The sequence below is a fragment of the Piscibacillus sp. B03 genome, assembly GCF_052246295.1.
Classification (GTDB): domain Bacteria; phylum Bacillota; class Bacilli; order Bacillales; family Alkalibacillaceae; genus Piscibacillus.
On sequence record NZ_JBQQCO010000092.1, the window covers coordinates 1 to 1,016 of the forward strand.

Below are 1,016 nucleotides of genomic sequence, written 5' to 3' on the forward strand. Positions count from 1 at the left end.
GTAAGGTACAACCTCTAATTAACTCTGACATTAACTAGAAAGGATGTGCCTTACCCTATGTCTAATAGTATAACAGAAAATGTATTTTCTAAACAGATTGAGGAGCTTGTACGTGATTTTGTGAAAAGCAACCTAGAAACCATGATGCGTGAGGAATTTAAGAATTATTTTGAGGTAGAACGACCTGATTTAAAGAATAGTAAAAATGGTTCTTATGAACGCATTTTGGATACACGTTTTGGTCGAATTGAAGATCTTTCCGTCCCTCGTGACCGTGAAGGTCACTTTCAAACGTGTTTATTTGATCCTTATCAACGTCGTGAAAGATGGTTAGGAGAAACCATCATTACGATGTACAATAAAGGGTTTAGTACGCGTGAAATAGGAAGTTTTGTAGAAAGAATCCTTGGGGATTCGTATTCAGCTGCAACGGTAAGTAACGTTACCAATGTTTTGTTCGAGGACATTAAACAATGGCAGGAGCGCCCATTAAATAAAAGGTATTCAGTTTTATTCCTTGATGGCACTTATATAAAGTTACGTCGTCAAGATGTTGATAGTGAAGTTGTTTATATTGTGGTGGGGATTACGGAAGATGGCCATAAGGAAATAGTTGATTTCTTTGTGGGTGGAAATGAAAACTCTTATGGGTGGAAAGACATCTTAGTAGGCCTAAAAAAACGCGGATTAGAAGAGGTCCTTCTAGGAGTCTTCGATGGGTTGCCAGGCCTAGAAGGCGCCTTTAAAGAGGTTTACCCTAAGGCGGATGTTCAACGTTGTATTGTGCATAAAATTAGAAACACAACTAAAAAAATTCGTAAGAGCGATCAAAAAAAGGTAACATCAGACCTCAAAAAAGTGTATCGAGCTAATACTAAAAATGAGGCTCTAGAAGAATTTAAGACTTTTAAAGAAACCTGGAATACAATCTACCCAAAAGTTGTGACATCATGGGAAGAAGAACTATCAGTTCTATTAACTTTTCTTGATTACCCTAAAGTCATTCAACCCATGAT

At 37.1% G+C, this 1,016-nt stretch carries 1 protein-coding gene; it reads left to right on the forward strand.

Translation table 11 applies throughout. The annotated features are described in order from the left end of the window. Nucleotides 1-57: 57 nt before the first annotated feature. Nucleotides 58-1,016, forward strand: a 959-nt coding sequence (locus ACTWQB_RS17330; RefSeq protein WP_443140397.1) for an IS256 family transposase, incomplete at its 3' end; no start/stop codon positions are given.